At 72.0% G+C, this 16,448-nt stretch carries 14 protein-coding genes; 9 read left to right on the top strand and 5 right to left on the bottom strand.

Annotated elements, in window-relative coordinates; translation table 11 throughout:
* Window positions 1-22: 22 nt before the first annotated feature.
* Window positions 23-988, bottom strand: coding sequence for a DUF3152 domain-containing protein (locus IE250_RS11610; protein WP_189669444.1), 966 nt, complete (start codon window positions 986-988; stop codon window positions 23-25).
* 254 nt (window positions 989-1,242) lie between these two features.
* Here IE250_RS11610 and IE250_RS11605 point away from each other — a divergent pair, with 254 nt between their 5' ends.
* The 3 genes from IE250_RS11605 to IE250_RS11595 all read left to right on the top strand — a co-directional run bounded on the left by IE250_RS11605 (window position 1,243) and on the right by IE250_RS11595 (window position 3,820).
* Window positions 1,243-1,464: a DUF3107 domain-containing protein gene (locus tag IE250_RS11605; protein WP_189669443.1), complete on the top strand. Its 222-nt coding sequence runs from the start codon at window positions 1,243-1,245 to the stop codon at window positions 1,462-1,464.
* A gap of 314 nt (window positions 1,465-1,778) precedes the next feature.
* The gene (locus IE250_RS11600) at window positions 1,779-3,440 is read left to right on the top strand and encodes a DEAD/DEAH box helicase (RefSeq protein ID WP_373301666.1); all 1,662 of its coding nucleotides are present in this window, start codon (window positions 1,779-1,781) and stop codon (window positions 3,438-3,440) included.
* 83 nt (window positions 3,441-3,523) lie between these two features.
* Window positions 3,524-3,820, top strand: a complete 297-nt coding sequence (locus IE250_RS11595; RefSeq protein ID WP_189669441.1) for a DUF1905 domain-containing protein — start codon at window positions 3,524-3,526, stop codon at window positions 3,818-3,820.
* Between the two features lie 12 nt (window positions 3,821-3,832).
* Here IE250_RS11595 and IE250_RS11590 read toward each other — a convergent pair whose 3' ends face one another.
* Window positions 3,833-4,468, bottom strand: a complete 636-nt coding sequence (locus IE250_RS11590) for a MarC family protein (protein WP_189669440.1) — start codon at window positions 4,466-4,468, stop codon at window positions 3,833-3,835.
* Window positions 4,465-5,313: a PHP domain-containing protein gene (locus tag IE250_RS11585; protein ID WP_189669439.1), complete on the bottom strand. Its 849-nt coding sequence runs from the start codon at window positions 5,311-5,313 to the stop codon at window positions 4,465-4,467. Before IE250_RS11585 ends, IE250_RS11590 begins: the two co-directional genes overlap by 4 nt.
* Window positions 5,314-5,486: 173 nt before the next feature.
* On the opposite strand from IE250_RS11585, the gene IE250_RS11580 reads away from it, so the two are divergent.
* On the top strand, window positions 5,487-6,329 hold the full coding sequence (locus IE250_RS11580; protein ID WP_189669438.1) for an alpha/beta fold hydrolase: 843 nt from the start codon (window positions 5,487-5,489) through the stop codon (window positions 6,327-6,329).
* A gap of 12 nt (window positions 6,330-6,341) precedes the next feature.
* Window positions 6,342-7,883 carry an aminopeptidase P family protein gene (locus IE250_RS11575; RefSeq protein WP_189669437.1) on the top strand — a complete coding sequence of 514 codons (1,542 nt, stop codon included), beginning with the start codon at window positions 6,342-6,344 and terminating at the stop codon, window positions 7,881-7,883.
* A gap of 162 nt (window positions 7,884-8,045) precedes the next feature.
* On the opposite strand, the gene IE250_RS11570 is transcribed toward IE250_RS11575, so the two are convergent.
* The gene (locus tag IE250_RS11570) at window positions 8,046-9,002 is read right to left on the bottom strand and encodes a YflT domain-containing protein (RefSeq protein ID WP_189669436.1); all 957 of its coding nucleotides are present in this window, start codon (window positions 9,000-9,002) and stop codon (window positions 8,046-8,048) included.
* A gap of 73 nt (window positions 9,003-9,075) precedes the next feature.
* On the opposite strand from IE250_RS11570, the gene IE250_RS11565 reads away from it, so the two are divergent.
* Together IE250_RS11565 and IE250_RS11560 are read left to right on the top strand one after the other, a co-directional pair.
* Complete coding sequence (locus tag IE250_RS11565) at window positions 9,076-10,410, top strand: magnesium transporter MgtE N-terminal domain-containing protein (protein WP_189669435.1); 1,335 nt, start codon at window positions 9,076-9,078, stop codon at window positions 10,408-10,410.
* The gene (locus tag IE250_RS11560) at window positions 10,403-10,927 is read left to right on the top strand and encodes a DUF1003 domain-containing protein (protein WP_189669434.1); all 525 of its coding nucleotides are present in this window, start codon (window positions 10,403-10,405) and stop codon (window positions 10,925-10,927) included. Before IE250_RS11565 ends, IE250_RS11560 begins: the two co-directional genes overlap by 8 nt.
* Here IE250_RS11560 and IE250_RS11555 read toward each other — a convergent pair.
* Complete coding sequence (locus IE250_RS11555; protein ID WP_189669433.1) at window positions 10,882-12,951, bottom strand: hypothetical protein; 2,070 nt, start codon at window positions 12,949-12,951, stop codon at window positions 10,882-10,884. The genes IE250_RS11560 and IE250_RS11555 overlap by 46 nt on opposite strands.
* 120 nt (window positions 12,952-13,071) lie before the next feature.
* On the opposite strand from IE250_RS11555, the gene IE250_RS11550 reads away from it, so the two are divergent.
* Window positions 13,072-14,211, top strand: a complete 1,140-nt coding sequence (locus IE250_RS11550; protein WP_189669432.1) for an Mrp/NBP35 family ATP-binding protein — start codon at window positions 13,072-13,074, stop codon at window positions 14,209-14,211.
* A 134-nt stretch (window positions 14,212-14,345) separates the two neighbouring features.
* Entirely contained in the window at window positions 14,346-16,439 is a 2,094-nt protein-coding gene (betT, locus tag IE250_RS11545; RefSeq protein WP_189669431.1) for a choline BCCT transporter BetT, read from the top strand.
* The last annotated feature ends 9 nt before the right edge of the window (window positions 16,440-16,448 follow it).

The raw sequence follows: 16,448 nt of genomic DNA, 5'->3' as shown, positions 1-16,448 counted from the left end.
GTGCCGCTGTGCTGCGACTTGCTCAGTCCGCGTTCGGCGCGGGCCAGGCCTCCGGGACGCAGCCGCTCGTCGTCAGGGTCTGCTGCACCATGATCGTCGCGTGCTTGCCCTTGCCCGCGCACAGGTCGTGGTGGTAGCCGATCACGTGCCCCACCTCGTGGTTCACGAGGTACTGCCGGTAATAGGCGATGTTCGCCCACGCCTTCGACCCCGTGGCCCACCGCTTGAAGTTGAGCACCGCGGTCTCCTCGATGCCGCACGACAGCGAGCCCGCCGTGTCGAGCGGGAGGCAGAGCTTGTCCGTGGTGGCGGGGCTCGCGAGCACTACACGCGCGTCGTACCGGTCGGAGTCGGTCCGGGCGAAGGTCGAGCCATCCGCGCCGTTCCAGCCGCGCGGGTCGTTCAGGGTGGTCAGCACGGCGTCGGCGAAGGCCTCCGGGTCCACCGGCAGGCCCTTCTCGACCGCGACCTGCACCCGCCAGACCTTGCCCTCGGCCGGCGCCCGACGAGACCCGTTCGCCACCACGAGCTTTCCGGAGAGCTTCGGCTCGACGGTGATCCTGGCGCCGATCAGGCCGGAGCCGCGCTCCGGCGTCAGCTCGCTGCTCGTGCTCGTACCCAGGCCGGGGCGCGGCGGTGCCGACTTCTCGCCGAACGGCACGGCGGCCACCGACGGCTCCGGAGGTTCTTTCGTGCCGACTGAGCCCGAGCCCGCCCCGCTACCCGATGCGGTGGCAGCGGCATCGGCTCCCGGCGGGACAGCCGGCGCAGGCGGCGACGTGCGGCTGCCGGACCGGGCAGCTTCGTACGCGTTCCGCACCGCGTCGCCCGCCTCGGCGCCAAGGCTGTCCTCGACCGCCCCGGCCACGACGGCGGCGGACGCGTCCGGCTCGGTGGTCATGGTCACAGCCACGCCTCCGCAGAGCCCCAGCACGAGGCACAGGCTGAGCGCGATCATCGCGCGCCGTGGAGACGTCGGACTACTCACGCGACCATGGTGCCACGCCCGGTCCGTCCGCCCACGGCCCTTCCGCAGGATGCTCCGCGCCCGCTCCGGGCGGATGCTCGAACGGGTCCGGCACCGGGACCCATATCGGCTCACGTATCGGCTCACGTATCGGCTCACGTATCGGCTCACGGCGAAACGGCGGGCCGACGGCCCCGGAGCGTGACTAGGATCGTCAAGCCGGGCCCTCGGACAGTCGGGTACCCGGCGCAATCCCCGACCGAACTGGAGTAAACGTGGACGTCACCATCGGTGTGCAGAACCTGCCGCGCGAGGTCATGGTCGAGACGGACGAGAGCGCGGACGCCGTAGCGACGGCCGTCAAGAAGGCCCTGACGGGTGGCCCCCTCGAGCTCACCGACTCCCGCGGCCGCCGCGTGATCGTCCCCGGCGCCGCGATCGGCTACGTCGAGATCGGCTCCGAGGAGCAGCGCAAGGTCGGCTTCGGCGCGGTCTGAGCCTGTTGTACCCCTACGCCACGTGGCGGACGGCGCCGGACAGCGCCGTCCGCCGCGTGGCGTTCGTTACTAACGGGGCTTCGAACGCGTTTCGCTAACCACACGGAAACATCGTGCGCGTACCATGAATGCCGTACATCGGTTGCCCGGTCGTCACGTTTCCGACCCCCGATCCTGCGCTCCGGTCTCTCACGAGTCCGCCCCGACAGGACGCGCAGCCTGGGCCACATGCCCCGGCGCGCGATCATCTTCACGATCGGCTGCCGCACGAAGGCGCGATCGCCGGGCCATGAGGGCCCACCGCGCCGCGAGAGATGAAGGCGCCAGTGACTACCACCGACACCCCGGCCGCGAGCGCGGCCACTGTGACAAGCCCCGAGCCGACCATCGGTACGGGGCCCGACTACTCCAGCCCGTCCGCCATCCAGGCGCAGAACGTGACGTTCGCGGACTTCGGTGTCCGCCCCGAGATCGTCGAAGCGCTGAAGGACTCGGGCATCACGCACCCGTTCCCCATCCAGGCCATGACGCTGCCCGTCGCGATGAGCGGGCACGACATCATCGGCCAGGCCAAGACCGGTACCGGTAAGACGCTCGGCTTCGGCGTTCCGCTGCTGCACCGCGTGGTCGCCCCGGGCGAGCCCGGATACGAGGACCTCGTCGCCCCCGGCAAGCCGCAGGCCGTCGTCGTGGTCCCCACCCGCGAGCTCGCGGTGCAGGTCGCGAACGACCTGGGCACGGCGTCCGCCCACCGCAGCGTCCGCATCGTGCAGGTCTACGGCGGCCGTGCCTACGAGCCGCAGATCGAGGCCATGAAGTCCGGCGTCGACGTCGTGGTGGGCACGCCGGGCCGCATGATCGACCTCCTCAACCAGGGCCACCTCACGCTGCTGCGTGCCGCGACGGTGGTGCTCGACGAGGCCGACGAGATGCTCGACCTCGGGTTCCTGCCCGACGTCGAGAAGATCCTCGCCCGCACGCCCGCGCAGCGGCACACCATGCTGTTCAGCGCGACCATGCCCGGTGCTGTGGTCTCGATGGCCCGCCGCTACATGAAGCAGCCCACGCACATCCGCGCCGCCGAGCCGGACGACGAGGGCGCGACCGTCAAGAACATCAAGCAGGTCGTGTACCGGGCCCACGCCCTGGACAAGGTCGAGGTGCTGGCGCGGCTGCTCCAGTCCGAGGGCCGCGGTCGCAGCATCGTGTTCGCGCGCACCAAGCGCACGGCAGCCAAGGTCGCGGAGGAGCTGCAGACGCGCGGCTTCGCCGCCGGCGCTATCCACGGCGACCTGGGCCAGGGCGCCCGCGAGCAGGCCCTGCGCGCGTTCCGCAACGGCAAGATCGACGTACTCGTCGCGACCGACGTCGCCGCACGCGGCATCGACGTCGAGGACGTCACGCACGTGGTCAACTACCAGTGCCCCGAGGACGAGCGCATCTACCTGCACCGGGTGGGCCGCACCGGCCGCGCGGGCAACACCGGTACCGCCGTCACCTTCGTGGACTGGGACGACGTGCCGCGCTGGTCGCTCATCGACAAGGCGCTCGACGTCGGGTTCCCCGAGCCGGTCGAGACGTACTCCACGTCGCCGCACCTGTTCGCCGACCTGAACATCCCCGAGGGCACCAAGGGCCGGCTGCCCCGGTCCGCACAGCACCTCGCCGGGCTGGACGCCGAGGACGTCGAGGACCTGGGCGAGACGGGCAAGCGCAACAGCGGCTCCCGCTCCGGCGCCGGACGTTCCGGCGGCGCTCGCTCGGGCGGCCGCCAAGGCGGCTCGCACGGTAGCTCGCACGGCGAGCCCCGCTCGGCGCCCCGGGCGGCGCCCCGGGCGGACGTCGCCGCCGTGACCGGCCCCGACCACGCCGGCGTCCCGGGCGAGCCGGCGTCGGGCGGCGAGGACGACGGTGGCCAGCGCCGCCGCCGGAACCGCAGCCGCCGCCGCACGCGCGGCGGCCAGTCGGAGAGCTGACCGACACCGCATCGGTAGTCGAGCCTGTCGAGACCTCGGTCTCGGCAGGCTCGACCCGTTAGAGGGGGCGTAGGTTGCTCCTCGTGCAGATCGAGTTCACCGCTCCCCTGTGGCAGTGGCAGGTGCGTACCGACTCCTGGTGGTTCGTGACCGTCCCGCCGGAGCACTCCGACGAGCTGGCCGACCTCCCACTGCCACCGCGCGGGTTCGGCTCGATCCGGGTGCGCGTGACGGTCGGCGGGACAACGTGGACGACGTCCGTCTTTCCGAGCGACCGCGACGGCGGCTACGTGCTGCCCATGAAGAAGAAGGTGCGGCAGGCCGAAGGGCTCGTGCCGGAGAAGGCGGTGTCGGTCACCCTGGAGACGATCGACATCTGAGCCATCGTTGTTTCAGACGGTGCGCACGAACTCGATCACGCCGTTCGCGATCATCTGCGTGGCGATCGCCGCGAGCAGCACACCCGCGATCCGGGTCACCAGCGTCACGCCGGAGTCCTTGAGGACTCGGTGCACCAGCCCCGCGAACCGCATGGCCGCCCAGGTGCACACGCAGACCGCCACGATGCCGATGCCGATCGACGCGTAGTGGCCCACCGGCGAGTCGCCTGCGCTCACCCCCTGCTGGACGAACACCATGGTCGCGACGATCGTGCCCGGCCCGGCGAGCAGCGGCGTCGCCAGGGGCACGAGGGCGATGTTCTTGGCGGTGCCCGAGGAGTCGGCCCCGGTCGCGTCCAGCTTACCCATGAGCAGCTCCAGGGCCACCAGCAGCAGGAGCAGCCCGCCGGAGGCCTGCAGCGCCGCGAGCGAGACCCCGAGGTGCTCCAGCAGGAGCTGGCCGAACAGCGCGAACACCACGATCACGCCGAACGCCACGAAGATCGCGGTGCGTGCGGCCCGCTTGCGGTCCTGCGCCGTCATCCGCGAGGTCAGTGCCAGGAACACCGGCACCGTGCCGGGCGGGTCCATGATCACGAACAGAGTGACGAAAACTTCGGTGAAGAGCGCGACGTCGAACCAGCTCACCGGAGCACCTCGAGGGCGCCCTGTTCGGCGATCGCCTCGAGCACCTCGGGCTCGGTCGTGTTCTCGCCGATGAGATTGTGCTTGCCGGCCCCATGGAAGTCGCTCGACCCCGTGACCAGCAGGCCCAGCGACTCGGCGATGTCGCGCAGCCGGCGGCGCGTGTCGGGGGTGTGGTCGCGATGCTCCACCTCGAGCCCAGCGAGCCCCGCCGCGGCGAGCTCCTCGATGGTCGAGTCCGGGACGATCCGGCCGCGGCCGTCGGCCCCCGGGTGCGCCAGGACGGGCACCCCGCCCGCGGCGCGGACCGCGCGGACGGCGGCGACGGCGTCCGGCGCGTAGTGGCCCACGTAGTACCGGGTGCCGACGCGGAGCATCGTCGCGAACGCCTCCTCCCGGTCGCGCACCACGCCGGCCGCCGCGAGCGCGTCAGCGATGTGCGGGCGGCCGATGGTGGTGCCGGGCTTCGTCTGGGCGAGCAGGTCTTCCCAGGTGATCGGGTAGTCCTCGCCCAGCAGGTCCACCATGCGCCGGGCCCGGGACTCGCGGTCCGCGCGGGTGCGCTCGGTCTCGGCCAGCAGGGCGGGGTGCGTCGGGTCGTGCAGGTAGGCGAGCAGGTGGACGCCGGTGCCCCAGCCCGTCGTGCGGGCGAGCGCGGAGATCTCGGCGCCGCGCACCAGGCCCACCTGGTGGCGGCCGGCCGCCTCGGCGGCCCCGGTCCAGCCCGACGTCGTGTCGTGGTCCGTGATGGCCAGCGTGGTGATGCCGGCGCGGGCGGCGACCTCGACCAGCCGCGCTGGCGAGTCGGTGCCGTCGGACGCGGTGGAGTGCGTGTGGAGGTCGATCACTCCCCCAGGGTAGAGATCCCGCAGCCCCGTGGATGCACAGCGCAGGGTGAGGTGCAGCACCCCCCGACGTCGTCGGCCCGCCTGCTCGCGGGCGTCAAGCCCACACAGCACGTTCACTGGCTGTTCCGCCGTCGTACGCCGCCTGCCCCAGGCGATCCCGCATCATCGAGGGGATGACTAGCACCAGCCACCAGAACCCGACCGACGCCCGCCCGAACGTCGTCTTTGTGCACGGCATGCGGACCTCCGGCGCGATCTGGGAGAGCCAGGTCGAGCACGTACGCGCCGCCGGCCACGAGGCCGTCGCGATCGACCTGCCCGCGCACGGGTCCCGCCGCCACGACCGGTTCAGCATGGACGGCGCCTTCGAGGCGCTGGACGACGCCGTCGCCACCCTCCCGTCCGGGCCGGTGGCCCTGGTGGGGCTGTCGCTCGGCGGCTACACGTCGCTCGCCTGGGCCGCCCGGCCCGGCGCCACCGACCGGCTGGTGGGCGTGCTCGCGGCGGGCTGCACGTCGGACCCGAAGGGCAAGCCCGTGCGGCTCTACCGGGACGTCGCGAAGACCGTTGCGAACGCCGCGTACCTCGGCCGCCGCCTGACCGGTCGAGTGGTGCACCCGAGCACACACCGCGCGCGCCTCTCGGTGCCGTCGCTGAAGCCGTCGTTCCGCTCGCTTCGCAGCACGCCCGGCGGCGCGGACCTGCGGCAGGTCGAGATCGCGCCGCGGCAGACCGCCGAGATGCACCGCCCCACCTGGGACGTCGTCACCGACGCGCTGACGCACCTGGCGGGGCGTTCCTCGATCGCGAACGTACGCGCCGCGCAGGTGCCGCTCTGGTTCGTCAACGGCGCCCGCGACGCCATGCGGATCGGGGAGCAGCAGCACCTCGCCGCGGCCCGGGACGGAGCTCTCGTCGTCATCCCGAACGCGGGGCACGACGTCAGCGTGGAGGCTCCCTCAGCCTTCAACCGAGTGCTCACCAGGGCGCTCTCCGACTTCACCCGGCGTGCGTGAAACACTGGGCGCATGAGCGAGCCCACCACCACTTCGCAGCCTGACGAGCAGGACACCGCGGACCGCGGCGCCAACCGCTCGCACCGTCCCGCCTCTACTGCCTTCAAGACCTTCGTGATGTCGCAGTGGGCCCCGCGCGCCGAGCTCGGCCTGAAGGCGTCGGCCGCCGCACCGTTCACCGTCGCCCGCCGCGCCGCACTCTCCGAGCGGCTGCCCGGCATGCGCCTCGTGATCCCGGCCGGCTCGCTCAAGACACGCTCCAACGACACCGACTACCGGTTCCGGCCGCACTCGGCGTTCGCGCACCTCACGGGTCTGGGCACCGACCATGAGCCCGACGCCGTACTGGTGCTGCACCCGGTGGCGGACGGCGCCGGCGACCACGGCTCGAATCACCACGCTGTGCTCTACGTGCGGCCTCTCGCGCCGCGCGACAACGAGGAGTTCTACGCCGACGCCCGCTACGGCGAGTTCTGGGTCGGCGCCCGGCCGTCGCTCGCCGACATCGAGGCCCTCACCGGCATCGAGGCCCGCCACATCGACGAGCTGGGCGACGCCCTGGCGAAGGACGTCGGCGAGGGCGGCGTGCGCCTCCTCGTGGTGACCGACGCGGACGAAGCGATCGAGGCGCTGGTCGAGGAGCTGCGCCAGGAGGCAGGCGAGACCGAGGACGAGGAGATTCTCACCGACGAGATCCTCGTCGAGGCCACCTCCGAGCTACGCCTCATCAAGGACGAGTACGAGATCGAGCGGATGCGCGAGGCCGTGGCCCGCACGATCGAGGGCTTCGAGGCTGTGGTCCGCGCGCTGCCCGCCGCGAAGAAGCACCGCCGCGGCGAGCGCGTCGTGGAGACCACCTTCGACGGGCACGCCCGGCTCGAGGGCAACGCGGTGGGCTACGAGACGATCGCGGCCTCGGGCGAGCACGCCACCACCCTGCACTGGATCCGGAACGACGGCGAGGTCCGGTCCGGCGACGTGCTGCTGCTCGACGGCGGCGTCGAGGTCGACTCCCTGTACACCGCCGACATCACGCGCTCCCTACCCGTCGACGGCGAGTACAGCGATGTCCAGCGCAAGATCTACCAGGCCGTGCTCGACGCCGCCGACGCCGCGTTCGCCGTCGCGAAGCCCGGCGCCAAGTTCCGCGACGTCCACGCGGCGGCCATGGAGGTCATCGCGGCCCGCCTCGAGGAGTGGGGCTTCCTGCCCGACGGCGTCACCGCCGCCGACGCGCTCGACGAGGACGGCCAGCAGCACCGGCGCTGGATGGTGCACGGCACGTCGCACCACCTGGGCCTCGACGTCCACGACTGCGCCCAGGCGCGCCGCGAGCTCTACCTCGACGGTGTCCTGGAGCCGGGCATGGTGTTCACCATCGAGCCGGGTCTCTACTTCAAGTCCGACGACCTCGCCGTGCCCGAGGAGTTCCGCGGCATCGGCGTGCGCATCGAGGACGACGTGCTGGTGACCGAGGACGGCAACGAGAACCTCTCGGCGGCGCTCCCGCGCCGCCCGGAGGACGTCGAGGCGTGGATGGCGTCGTTGCGCTGAGCTCGGTCTGCTCAGCTCCGGAGCTGACTTCGGTCAGTCCCAGCCGATGCGCAACCGACGCAACCGACCGAAGTCGGTGTCGGTGCTGTTCAGGTGACCGAGCTCAGAGCAGGCATCCAGCCACTGGTGTGACAGCGAGCACCAAGGCCCAGGTGGCTGCTGCTACTTCGGGTCGTCGCTCGGCGGCGCGTACGGGTTGGCGTGCCGGGGGGTCGTGCGCGTCGTCGGCACGTCGTCCGGGTCGGCCGTCTCGTCCGGGCGCTGGTCCGGGGTGTCCGACGACGGCTCCGGCTGGGCCGGCGACTCGGCCGGCGCATCAGCATGCGTAGTGCGACCGGCTGACGGCTCGGTCGGCGCACCGGTCGGCGTCGTCCCGCCATTGGTCGGCGGCACAGGCTGCGCAACCGGCGCGTCCACCGGCGCCGCTGCCCCAGCACCAGCACTGCCCGGGCGCATCGCGCCGTAGCGGGGCTCGCCCGTGGGGGTGACCCAGCGCGGGTCGGTCGGCCGGGACGTCGGCGGCGCGACGGGCGCGGCCGGCTCGGCGCCGGGAGCCTGAGGAGCCGGGGCCATGGGCGCCGGCGGCGCCGCGGGAGCCGGGACTCCCACGGTGGCGGTGCCGCGCGTCTTGCCCAGCCCGCTCGGCGAGCGCATAAGGAGCGCCCGCGCATCGCCGGCGTGGTCATGGCCGCAGAGGATCGCGTAGGTCGCGGCCACGATCTGCGACGACGACGTGAAGTCACGCCGCCCGCCCGTGAACGTGTACGACAGGATCGAGAAGAGCAGGCCGAAGCCCGCACCGAGCGCGATGCCGGCGAACATCACCTGGAGGCCCGCCTCGCCCGCGAACAGCGTGATCAGCAACCCGACGAAGAAGCCGAACCACGCGCCGGACAGTGCGCCCGCGAGCGCCACCCGGCCGTACGTGAGACGCCCCGTGACGCGCTCGACCATTCGCAGGTCGGTGCCCACGATGGTGACGTTCTCAACGGGGAACTTGTTGTCGGAGAGGTAGTCGACTGCTTTCTGCGCCTCCAGGTAGGTGGAGTACGCGGCGACCTCGTCGCCGGCCGGCAGGGTCGGGACCTTCGGGACGGCACCCGGGCGAGACATGCTCATACGCCATAGTCTCCCCTACCGGGGCAGAAGTGGCGAGGAGCGTGCCGCAACCCCGGGCCGTAGGCTGACCTGCGTGAGCGCCAGCACCAGGGTTTTTGTCGCACGTCTGGCCGGCACCGCGGTCTTCGACCCCATCGGGGACCAGGTGGGCCGGGTTCGGGACGTCGTCGTGCTGGTCCGGGCCAAGGGTGCGCCGCGCGCGGTGGGCCTGGTGGTCGAGGTCCCGGGCCGACGCCGCGTCTTCCTTCCCCTCACGCGCGTGACGAGTATCGACGCGGGCCAGGTGATCAGCACCGGCCTGGTCAACATGCGCCGGTTCGAGCAGCGGGCGATGGAGTCCTTGGTGCTGGGCGAGCTGCTGGACCGCCGCGTCCAGCTCAAGGACGGTTCGGGCGAGGTCACGATCGAGGACGTCTCGATAGCGCGGCAGCGCACCGGCGACTGGCTGGTGGACCAGCTGTTCGTGCGGCGTCGTTCGGGACGGGGGGCGGGCCCGTTCCGCCGCGGCTCCACCCTGACCGTGCCGGTGGATGCCGTGCAGGACCTCACCACCCGGTCGGCGTCCCAGGGCGCGGCTCGTCTGCTGGAAGCGTACGAGGACATGCGTGCGGCCGACCTCGCGGACGTGATCCGCGACCTGGGGGCTGCCCGTCGGCTGGAGGTCGCCGGCGCGCTCACCGACGAGCGCCTCGCCGACGTGCTGGAGGAGCTCCCGGAGGACGCCCAGGTGGCGATCCTGTCGGGCCTGGACCGTGACCGCGCGGCCGACGTGCTGGAGGCCATGGAGCCGGACGACGCCGCCGACCTCCTGAACGAGCTGCCCGTCGAGCAGGCCGCCCAGCTGCTCAACCTCATGGAGCCGGAGGAGGCCGCCGACGTCCGGCGCCTGCTGGAGTATGCCGAGGACACGGCGGGTGGTCTGATGACGACGGAGCCGGTCATCCTCGGCGCCGACGACACCATCGCGACCGCCCTGGCGTCGATCAGGCGCGCCGAGCTGCCGCCCGCCCTGGCCTCGATGGTGTTCGTGGTGCGGCCCCCGCTGGAGACGCCGACGGGGCGGTTCCTCGGCGTCGCGCACTTCCAGCGGCTGCTGCGCGAGCCGCCGCATGCCGCGGTCGCGTCCGTGCTGGACACCGAGACCGAGTGGCTGACCCCCGACGCGTCGGTGGGTCAGGTGACGCGCCTGCTCGCGGCCTACGACCTGCTCGCTCTTCCGGTGCTCGACGCGCAACGCCGGCTGCTCGGGGTGGTCACCGTCGACGACGTGCTGGACCACATCCTCCCGGACAACTGGCGGGGCAGCGACGACGAACGCATGGAGGCGATCGCCGCCCAGTCCGCCCCGTCCTCACGGCCGGAGTCCGGACGGCAGCAGTCGGGCCGACGGGGGGTGACCCGTGGCTGACCGCCTCGACACCCCGCTCGCGCAGCGCCGCACCCTGGTCCCCCGGATCCGGATGGACCAGGACGCCGTCGGGAAGGCCACCGAGGCCATCGCCCGGTTCCTCGGCACGCCCCGGTTCCTCATCTATCTCACGGTGTTCTGCATCATCTGGCTCACGTGGAACGCCTGGGGGCCCGAGCACCTGCGGTTCGACAGTGCCGCCAACGGCTTCACGGCGCTCACGCTGATGCTCTCGCTGCAGGCGAGCTACGCGGCCCCGCTGATCCTGCTGGCGCAGAACCGGCAGGACGACCGCGACCGCGTCACGGCCGAGCAGGACCGGCAGCGTGGCGAACGCAACCTTGCCGACACGGAGTACCTCGCGCGCGAGATGGCTGCGCTGCGGATCGCCCTGTCGGAGGTCGCCACGCGCGACTTCGTGCGGTCGGAGATCCGCAACCTCCTGGAGGAGCTGGAGGAGAAGGACCGCGGTCAGGGCTCGACATCGTCGTGGAGCACCACGCGCGACAGCTCGTAGGCCCCGCCGGGCAGCTTCCAGTAGTGCAGCCTGCGGGCCGACGGCGTGTTGACCTGCAGCGACACCCGCCAGCACATGGCGCCGTCCTCGCGCGGCCGGACCGGGTCGTCCCCGCCCGCGCCGCTGCGCAGGCGGTGCACCTGCAGGCCGTTCATCTCGGGCGCCAGCCCGGTCAGCACCATGACGATCGTCCAGACCACGCGGTCGTGGCTCACGCCCTCGACGTCGGTCAGGGAGGCAAGGAAGCGGGGGCCGAGCGTGTAGTCGGCCAGCGGGCGCCCGGCCTTCTCCGCGGCGGGGATCGCCCGGGCCCACTCGGCCAGCACCTCGAACCGGAGCTGCTCCTCGTCGTCGAGGAAGTACCGATCCTCGGGCACCTCGACCCCGGCGTCGCCCAGGCGACGGCGCAGCCGCGCGGCCTCCTGCCGCGCTTTGCGCAGGGCCGTCGCCTGCTGCTCCGCGCGCCGCTCGCTGCGCTCGAGTCGTTCCGTGAGCTCGCCGACCCGCCCCAGCAGGCGGTCGACCTCCAGCTCGACCTGGCGCCGCTTCACCTTGTCGTCCAGCAGCTCCTTCGCCAGCGAGGCCACCTGCGACTTCGCGGCGTCGAGGGACAGGCTGAGGTCGCGCGCCGCCTTCCCCGTCGGCTCGGGCAGCGCCTCGGACGCCGCGGGCGACGGCAGGGCATCGTGCCCGCCGGCGTGCCACGCGGCCACGTCCCCGGGCGTCGGCTTCCGCTGGCCGCCCGGGAGTGTCGGGACCGGCCCGGTGTCGACGCTCGCCGCGCGCACCCGGGTCGCCGCGCTCCCGTCGTTCGGCTCCGCGGCATCGCCATTGGTGCGGACGCCGAACAGGTCGGCCGGCGTGGGCGGTGCGGTACCGGTCGACGACGGCGCGGGGCCGGTCCCGCCGTCCCCGGCCCGCGCGGACCCGGTCTCGACAAGCTCGACCAGCGCGGGCTCGACCAGCGGACCCTCGACCAGCGAGGCCTCGAGCAGCGGCGCCTCGACCCGCGTGACCGCTATGCGCATCGGCTCGATCTGCGGGGGCTCGACCTGAGGGGGCTCGAGCCACGGCGGCCCGCCGTCCAGCAGCGCGACAGCGGGGACGGGCTGTTCCTCGGACTCGTCGACGTCGTCCAGCCGCAGCGCCAGGCCGTCGAGCGGCGCGGGCACCCGGCGGGCCACGACCACCTCGCCCCTGGTGAAGAGGTCGCTGAGCAGGTCCAGGTCGTTGCCCGTGATCTCCGCGCGCCGCACGCGCACCAGCACGCCGGGCGCCAGGGCGATGCGGACGGCGTCGTCCTCGACGTCCTCGACCCGGCCGAGCACCACCTGGCCCACGCGGTAGGTGGTGCTCACCGCCCGGCGCAACGCGTCGGCGTCGGGCAGCATGCCGCGGACGTCGAGAAGCCGGCGCACCTGGTCCAGGACGCCAGTGACCCGCATTCCCGGCGCGAGCACGCGCGCCAGCGCCACGTCGGAGAAGACCAGCTCCTCCGCGATCGTCGCCTGTCCGCCGTCGTCGGTGCTGACCAGGGCGCGCGTGCCGAGCACGCCCAGCACCTTGCCGTTCGTGATCGCCGCGTCCGGGGCGGACCGCGCCGCGCCAACGATCCCGGCCCGCACCGCGAACCGCATGACATCGCTGACCAGCCGCTCGCGTACGCGCGCGTCCTCGTCCGAGGAGTAGGCGAAGTGCAGGGGCGACCGGCGCGGCTGGTGCACCCACTCCAGGTCGGTCCCGTAGACCCGCGAGGCGCCGCCGTAGACCTGGGTGTCCGGCGGCATGCCTGACGAGAACGCCCAGGACACGTCGCCCGTGGGGATGACCACGACCTCGGCGAGCCCGGCGACGTCGTCGAGCACCCGCTGCGGGTCCACGTAGGGGCCGTCGTGCCCGGCCGGGGTCGAGATGACCACGACAGGCCAGCGGCGGCCCTGACGCTGCAGGGCGGCGGCGAGCTCGCGCGCCTGGTCCTCGGAGGCGACACGCCGAACTCGCGCGGGTACGCGTGGCTCGGTCATGGGGCCTCCTCACCCTTGGTGGTGACGCAGCGTACCGTTTTCAACTGACCGTCAACGCAACGTCACGGAAGATAACCCCCTGGTACCAGAGCCTATGGACCCGGCCAATAAGATCGAACCATGACCCCTGTCGACTCCCCCACGATCGAGGCGCGCGTACGTGACGCGCTGTCCGGTGTGCTCGACCCCGAGATCCGGCGCCCCATCACCGACCTGGGCATGGTCCGGTCGGTGGACGTGGCCGACGGCGGGCACGTCGCCGTCGGCGTCGACCTCACCGTCGCGGGCTGTCCGATGAAGTCGACCCTGATCAGGGACGTGACGGCGGCCGCGACGGCCGTCGACGGCGTGTCCGGCGTCGACGTCGAGCTTGGCGTGATGACGCCCGAGCAGCGGTCCTCCCTGCGGTCGATGCTGCGCGGCGGTGCCGGAGACCCGGTCATCCCGTTCTCGCAGCCGGGCTCGATGACCAAGGTGTACGCGGTCGCGTCGGGCAAGGGCGGCGTGGGCAAGTCTTCGGTGACGGCGAACCTCGCGGTGGCCCTGGCGGCGGACGGCCTGTCGGTCGGCGTCATCGACGCCGACATCTACGGCTTCTCGATCCCCCGCATGCTGGGTGTGGACCGGCAGCCGACGCGCGTCGACAACATGCTGCTGCCGCCCATCGCCCACGGGGTCAAGGTGGTCTCGATCGGCATGTTCGTGCCGGCGGGGCAGCCCGTCGTCTGGCGCGGGCCGATGCTGCACCGGGCGCTGGAGCAGTTCCTCGCCGACGTGTTCTGGGGCGACCTGGACGTGCTGCTCCTCGACCTGCCGCCCGGTACGGGCGACATCGCCATCTCCGTGGCGCAGCTGCTGCCGTCCTCCGAGATCCTCGTGGTCACGACGCCGCAGGCGGCGGCCGCAGAGGTCGCCGAGCGCGCCGGCGCCGTGGCCACCCAGACGTCGCAGGGCGTGGTGGGCGTGATCGAGAACATGTCGTGGCTGGAGCAGCCCGACGGCACCCGCCTCGAGGTCTTCGGGTCGGGCGGGGGTGCGAAGGTCTCGGCCCGGCTCACCGAGCTAGTGGGCAAGGACGTGCCGCTGCTCGGCCAGGTGCCGCTCGACGTCGCCGTCCGCGAGGGCGGGGACAACGGCACACCGGTGGTCCTGACGGCGCCCGACTCGCCCGGGGCGAAGGTGCTGGCCGACGTCGCCCGCGGGCTCGCGCGGCGCAAGCGCGGGCTGGCGGGCCGCAGCCTGGGGCTGGCGCCGGTCTGACCGGCAACGTGGTGGTCGAGCCTGTCGAGGGCTGAGTCTCGACAGGGACGTGTCTTAACGAGCACGTCGGCAACGGGTGAAATTTCGGGTACCTGTACGGTGGGTTCCGCCCAAAGCCCCCGAAGAAGGACACCATGAGTACCCCGGCTACGACCGAGAGCCCGACCACGCCCACCGTCAGCCCACCGGAAGAACGCCCGCACAGCAGGGTCAATCCCCCCGTGTTCTTCGGGTCGGCGACCCTGATTCTCGTGGTGGGCCTGGCTGCGATGATCTGGCCGGCCCGGACCGAGCAGTACATCGGCGTCGTCGTGGCCTGGATCGCCGACTGGTTCGGCGCCTACTACTTCGTCGCGGCGGCCGCGTTCCTGGTATTCGTCATCGGCGTCGCCATGTCCCGGGCCGGCCGCATCAAGCTTGGCCCGGAGCAGTCCAAGCCGCAGTTCGGCCTCTTCACCTGGTCCGCGATGCTGTTCGCCGCGGGCATCGGCACGGACCTGATGTTCTACTCGGTGGCCGAGCCCGCCACCCAGTACCTGGCCCCGCCCGTCGGCGACGGCGGCACCGTCGAGGCCGCCCGGATGGCCATCGTCTGGACGCTGTTCCACTACGGCGTCATCGGCTGGGGCATGTACGCCCTCATGGGTATGGCCATCGCCTACTTCGCCTACCGGCGCAACATGCCGCTGAGCATCCGCTCAGTGCTGCACCCGCTGTTCGGCGACCGCGTCTGGGGCAAGCTCGGCGACGCCGTCGACGTCGCCGCCGTGATCGGCACTATCTTCGGCCTCGCCACCACCCTCGGCATCGGCGTCGAGATGCTCAACCGGGGGCTCTCCGACCTGGTCGGCGTGCCGATCGGCGTCGGCGCCCAGGTGGCGCTGCTCGCGCTCGCCGTCGTGATGGCGACGCTGTCCGTGGTCTCGGGCGTGCAGCGTGGCGTGCGGCGCCTGTCCGAGCTGAACGTCGTGCTCGCTCTGCTGCTGGTCCTCTTCCTCGTCGTCACCGGCAAGACGACGTTCCTGTTCAACGGGCTGGTGATGAACGTCGGCGACTACGTGTCCCGGCTGCCGGGCATGACGCTGAACACGTACGCGTTCGACGCGCCCACCGAGTGGATGAACGCGTGGACGCTCTTCTTCTGGGCATGGTGGGTGGCCTGGGCGCCGTTCGTCGGCCTGTTCCTCGCGCGTATCTCGCGCGGCCGGACCATCCGCCAGTTCGTGGTCGGCACGCTCACCATCCCGTTCGTCTTCGTGCTGCTGTGGGTGTCGGTCTTCGGTAACAGCGCGCTCGACTACATCCGGAACGGCGGCGCCGAGGGCGTCGCGTTCGGCGACGCCGCGATGAACGACCCGGCGTCCGGCATCTTCACCCTGCTCCAGCAGTTCCCCGCCGCGCCGGCGACGATCGGCCTGGCCATCTTCATCGGGCTGCTCTTCTACGTGACGTCGGCCGACTCGGGTGCGCTCGTCCTGTCGCACCTGACCACCAAGCTGCACGAGGCGGGCGACGACGGGCCGATCTGGCTCCGCATCTTCTGGGCGGCCGCCACCGGCCTCCTCACGATGGGCATGCTGCTGGCGGGCGGCATCTCGACGCTGCAGTCCGGAACGATCATCATGGGCCTGCCCTTCTCCTTGGTGATGTTCGGCGTCATGCTCGCGCTCTACAAGGTGCTGCGTACCGAGGGCCAGAAGCTCGACACGCTGCGCACCTCCCTGCCCTCAAGCCTGTCCGGACGAATCACGCACGCCGGGGCGGCGGGCGCGCCCGGATGGCGGCAGCGGCTCACGCGGCTCGTCAGCTTCCCCGACCGACGGCACACGCTGCGATTCATCGACAAGACCGTGCGCCCCGCCCTCACCGAGGTCTCGGCGGCACTGAAGGAGCAGGACATCGCGACGTCCTGCACCGAGGCCCCGGTGGGCGACAGCGGGCTGCCGGCCCTCACCCTGACCGTCGAGCACGGCGACGAGGCACCGTTCACGTACACGCTGTGGCCGCAGGCGCACCCCACGCCGACGTTCCGTATGAACACCTCCGGCCAGGACGACACGTACTTCCGCGTCGAGGTCCATCTCGCGGAGGGCACTCAGGGCTACGACGTCACCGACTACGCCAAGGAGCAGCTCATCGCCGACGTCCTGGACCAGTACGAGCGGCACCTGCTCTTCCTGCACGCGAGCAGCGCGCCGACCCACGACACCGAGCCGATCGAAGCCTGACGGAGCACC

The organism is Promicromonospora soli, from assembly GCF_014653785.1.
Classification (GTDB): Bacteria; Actinomycetota; Actinomycetes; order Actinomycetales; family Cellulomonadaceae; genus Promicromonospora; species Promicromonospora soli.
The sequence above is the reverse complement of the archived record's forward strand: the minus strand, read 5'-3'. Positions and strand labels throughout refer to the sequence as shown.

Bases quoted from the DNA above. Each gene is read 5' to 3' on its own strand.
- IE250_RS11570 (WP_189669436.1), bottom strand. From the start codon at position 9,002: ATGAGCATGTCTCGCCCGGGTGCCGTCCCGAAGGTCCCGACCCTGCCG.
- IE250_RS11600 (WP_373301666.1), top strand. From the start codon at position 1,779: ATGAAGGCGCCAGTGACTACCACCGACACCCCGGCCGCGAGCGCGGCC.
- IE250_RS11575 (WP_189669437.1), top strand. From the start codon at position 6,342: ATGAGCGAGCCCACCACCACTTCGCAGCCTGACGAGCAGGACACCGCG.
- IE250_RS11580 (WP_189669438.1), top strand. From the start codon at position 5,487: ATGACTAGCACCAGCCACCAGAACCCGACCGACGCCCGCCCGAACGTC.
- betT (WP_189669431.1), top strand. From the start codon at position 14,346: ATGAGTACCCCGGCTACGACCGAGAGCCCGACCACGCCCACCGTCAGC.
- IE250_RS11555 (WP_189669433.1), bottom strand. From the start codon at position 12,951: ATGACCGAGCCACGCGTACCCGCGCGAGTTCGGCGTGTCGCCTCCGAG.
- IE250_RS11550 (WP_189669432.1), top strand. From the start codon at position 13,072: ATGACCCCTGTCGACTCCCCCACGATCGAGGCGCGCGTACGTGACGCG.